The organism is Clavibacter sp. MX14-G9D (assembly GCF_032917815.1).
In the GTDB taxonomy this organism is placed as follows: domain Bacteria; phylum Actinomycetota; class Actinomycetes; order Actinomycetales; family Microbacteriaceae; genus Clavibacter; species Clavibacter michiganensis_K.
Window position 1 is genome coordinate 1 of the sequence record NZ_JAVCVL010000198.1, and the last position, 4,859, is coordinate 4,859.

The following is a 4,859-nucleotide window of genomic DNA, read 5'->3' on the forward strand; positions in this document are numbered from 1 at the left end:
CTCCCGCGCGCCCCGTGCGCGTCGACGGCTGCGAGCACGCGGGCTGGACGGACGGCTCCGGGTGGCAGCGCTGCCCCGGCGCCGCCGGCACCACCGCGGCGCTCGCGTCCATGCCCGCGCAGGCATCCCTGCGCTTCCTCGTCGACGGGGCGCGCGTCGTGCTCAACGACGTGCGGGGCGGGGCGGCGTGGGCGGTCCAGCAGGGCGCGGGCCTCATCGACAACTGGTCGGACCTCATCGACCGCGACCGCTCCGACACCGTCGTCGAGCAGAACACCGCGGACACCCCGCCGGAGACCGACCGGGTGCAGCAGCCGCCCGTCGCCGTCGACGACGAGCTCGGCGCCCGTCCCGGACGGACGACCGCGCTGCCCGTGCTCCTCAACGACCACGATCCCAACGGCGACGTGCTCGTGATCGACTCCGTGACGCCCGTGGACGCGGAGGTCGGCGTGGTCGACGTCGTGGACGAGGGCCAGGGGCTCCAGCTGGCGCTCGCCCCCTCCGCGTCCGGCACCGTGCGGTTCTCCTACGTGATCAGCGACGGGCGCGGCGGCACCGCCACCGCCGACGTGCGCGTCGCCGTGCGCACCGCCGAGGAGAACGCGCCGCCCGTGCAGGCGCAGCCCGCCACCGGCACGGTCGCCGAGGGCGCTCGCCTGCAGACGGACGTGCTGGGCGGCTGGTACGACCCCGACGGCGACCCGATGTACCTGACGCGCGCCAGCGTCGCCGCGCCCGACGCCGTGAGCTGGAAGCCCGAGGGCCGCGTCGTCTACACGGACGCGGGGGCCGGCGGCGACACCCGCACCGTCGCGCTGCAGGTGTCCGACGGGCGCGAGGAGGGATCCGGCGAGCTCGTCGTCACCGTGCGCCGCGCCGGCGACGTGCCGCTCGTGGCCGAGGGCTTCGTGGTGCAGGCGTCGCTCGGGCGGGAGATCACCGTGGAGCCGCTCACGCACGCGCGCGGCGGGAACGGGGCGATCCGCCTGGCCGCCGTGCCCGCGCGCGCCGGCGTGGTGATCACGCCCGACCTCGAGGCCGGCACCTTCCGCCTGCAGGGCGGCCAGGCGGGCACGCACCTGCTCGAGTACACGGTGACCGACGGGCAGACCACCGCGACCGGCGTCGTGCGCGTGGAGGTGCGCGGCGCGCCCGCGTCCGACGGCCGTCCCGTCACCGTGCCGCACACCGTGTTCGTGCGGGCGCTGCAGGCGACGGACGTGGACGTCCTCGCGACCGACTTCGACCCCGCGGGCGGGGTGCTCGTGATCACCGACGCGGCCTCGCCGGGCGACGCCGCGGGCGTGCGCGCGGAGGTCGTCGGGCAGCGGCTCGTGCGGATCAGCCTCACGCGTCCGCTCGACGGGCCGGTGGACGTCGAGTACCGGGTGAGCAACGGCGTCGCGGAGGCGACGGGCGTCATCACCGTCATCGAGGTGCCCGAGCCCGCCGTGCGCCAGCCGCCCGTCGCGACCGACGACCGCGTGGCCGTGCGCGTGGGCGACGCGGTCGACATCCCCGTGCTCGCGAACGACGAGCAGCCCGACGGCGACCGGCTGCGCCTCGACCCCGTGCTCGTCGACCCGCTCCCCGAGGGCGCCGGCCTCCTCTTCGCGAGCGAGGACCGGCTCCGCTACCTCGCCCCCGACCGCACGGGCGACTACACGGCCGTCTACCGCGCGGTCGCGCCCGACGGCCAGTGGGCGACCGCGACCCTCACCGTCTCCGTGCGCGAGGCCGACGTCGCGACCAACGCCGCGCCCGTGCCGCGCCCGCTCACCGCGCGCGTGCTGGCGGGGGAGACCGTGCGGATCCCCGTGCCGCTCACCGGCATCGACCCCGACGGCGACTCCGTGCGCCTCCTCGGGCAGGACACCGGTCCCGAGAAGGGCCAGGTCACCGAGGTGGGGCCGGACTGGATCGACTACCAGGCGGGCGACTACTCCACCGGCACCGACGCGTTCGCGTACGCCGTGGTCGACGGGCTGGGCGCGCGCGCGACCGGCACCGTCCGCGTGGGCATCAGCCCCCGCGTCGAGGGCGCGCGGAACCCGGTCGCGACGGCCGACACCGTGACCGTCCGCCCGGGCCGCGTCCTCCGCGTGCAGGTGCTCGCGAACGACACGGATCCCGACGGCGGCGCCCTCTCGCTCGTGTCGGTGCAGCCGCAGGAGGCGGGCCTCGTCGCGGGGCTCGACGGCGACACGGTCCGCGTCGTCGCCCCCGATGCCGCCGGCCGCTACGGCTTCGTCTACGGGGTGCGGAACGCGCGCGGCGGCACCGACGAGGCGTTCCTCACCGTGATCGTGGATCCCGCCGCGCCGCCCACGCGCCCCGTCGCCCGCGACACCGTGCTGCAGCTCTCCGACGTGCTCGACCGGTCGAGCGTCGACGTCGACGTCATGCGCAGCGTGTTCTCGGCGGAGGGCGACGTGTCGGCGCTCGTGCTGGGCGTCGGCGCGGGCTACGAGGACGTGGCGAGCGTGACCGCGGACGGCCGGATCCGGGTCGAGGTCGGCGACGAGCGCCGCATCGTGCCGTTCACGGTGGCGCAGCCGGACGACCCGTCGATCTCCGCCACCGCGTTCATCTGGGTGCCCGGCTTCGAGGACACCCTGCCGCAGCTGCGCGTCGGCCAGCCCCGGCCCACCGTCCCGAGCGGCGAGCGGCTCGTGGTGGACCTGGAGGACCAGGTGGTCGCGGCCGGGGGCCGCGCGGTGCGCATCGCCGACCCGAACTCCCTGTCGGCCACGCACGCGGACGGACCCGTGGAGCTCGTGGACGAGGACACCATCGCGTACCGGAGCGAGCCCGGGTACTTCGGACCGGCGGCGATCTCCTTCACGGTGACCGACGGATCCGGCGCCGACGGCGGGCGCACCGCCGCGCTCGTGCTGCCCATCACCGTGACGCCCACCGAGAACCAGCCGCCCGTGTTCACGGGCGCGGTCATCGACCTGGAGCCCGGCCAGTCGAAGGACGTCGACCTCGGCCGCCTCACCACCTACCCGTACCAGGACGACCGCGGTCAGCTGTCGTTCGCGGTCGAGGGCGCGGTCGCCGACGGGTTCCGCGCGACGGTCGACGGCGGCACGCTGCGCATCTCCGCCGAGGAGGGCGTCGCGACGGGCCAGGCCGCGTCGTTCCCCGTGAGCGTCCGCGACGCGACGCAGACCGGCCGGGCGGGCCGCGTGGACCTCCGGGTCGTGCCCTCGACGCGCCCGCTCCCGCAGCCCGCGACCGACGTGGGGTCGGTGACGCGCGGATCCACCACCGTCATCGACGTGCTCGCCAACGACCAGGCCGGGAACCCGTTCCCGGGCACCCCGCTGACGGTCGCGTCCATCCGCGGCGCGGACGGCGCGAGCCTCCCGGAGGGCGTCACCGTCACGCCCTCCGCCGACCGCGCGACGCTCGCGGTCTCCGCGTCGGCCGACGCCGCGCCGGGCGACGTCCGCGTGCAGTACGAGGTGCGCGACGCCACCGGCGACCCGGGCCGCGCCGCGTTCGGCACGGTCGTCATCAGCGTGCAGGACCGGCCGGGACCCGTCTCGGCCCTCCGCGCCTCGGGCTTCGCCGACCGCTCCCTCACGGTGGCGTTCGAGCCGGGCGCGTTCAACGGCTCGCCCATCACCGGGTACCAGGTGCGCGTCCTCCGCGGCGGGACCGCGACCGCGACCATCACCTGCCCGTCGACCACCTGCACGGTCCCGACGCCCGGCAACGGCCCGTCGGACGCCGTGGAGGTCGAGGTCCAGGCGGTGAACGGCGTCGGGGCGTCCGATCCCGCGTCCCTGGCCGGGCTCTGGTCGGACGTCCTCCCGGCGGCGCCCGCCGGGCTGACGACCGAGCCGCTCGTCGACGGGCTGCGCGTCTCCTGGCAGCCCGCCGCGGTGCCGTCCTCGTCGAGCCCCGTCACCCAGCACGTCGTGACCGTGGGCGGCGTCACGCGCCAGGTCGCCGCCGACGCCACGAGCGTGGAGGTCCGGGACCCGTCGCTCGTCCCCGAGGTGCCCGTCGCGGTCTCCGTCGCGGCCCGCAACAGCGCGCAGGTGCAGGACGCGTCAGCGTGGCTCGCCGCCACCGCCACGGGCACGCCGCGCGCGGCGCCGACCGCCACCGGCGCGCCCACCGCCACCCCCGACGCGGGCGACGAGACGCGCGTCACGGTGTCGTGGCCCGCGTTCCAGGGTCCGGGCGTCGACGGGATCCGCTACCTCGTGGCCGCGTACGCCCCCGGGTCCGCGCCCGGCTGCACCGTCGCGACCGAGGGCGCGTCGCCGTGGTCGCCCGAGCACGGCCCCGCGGTCGACGTCGGCACCGCCACCAGCCACGTGTTCACGGGCCTCGCCCCGGACCAGCCGGTCGCCTTCGCCGTGCTCGCGGCCAACAGCCAGGGCTGCACGGTCGTCGAGGCCGGCCAGCTCACGCCGCGCACCGCGCCCTCCACGCCCGTCGTGACCGTCTCCCTACCGGACCGCGACCGGGGCAGCGACGGCGTCTTCCGCGCGGTCCTCGCCGACGCGCGCTACCGCCCGGGGAACGCCCAGGCCTCCGCGCAGCTCCTCTACCGCGTCGACGGGCAGGGCGACGGCGTGCCCGTCGGCGTCGGGCAGGCGCTCACGCTGCCGCGCACGGGCGTCGGCGCGAGCATCCAGGTGCGCGTCGTCGAGGACAGCGGCGACGGCCGGCCGCGCTCGAGCGGCTGGTCGGATCCGGTCGACGCCGGCACCGCCGTGGACGCCCGCGCGGGCGACGTGCAGTTCGCGACCGACGCGGCGGGCGGCACCACCGTCTCCTGGACCTCCACCCCCACGGCGGCGGGGCCCGGCGCGCGCGTCGGGGCGGGCGGCGGC

1 protein-coding gene is annotated in these 4,859 nt (G+C 77.1%); it reads left to right on the top strand.

Features of this window, described 5'->3' with window-relative positions; all coding sequences use genetic code 11:
• Positions 1-4,859, top strand: a 4,859-nt coding sequence (locus Q6969_RS12915) for an Ig-like domain-containing protein (RefSeq protein WP_317230796.1), incomplete at both ends; no start/stop codon positions are given.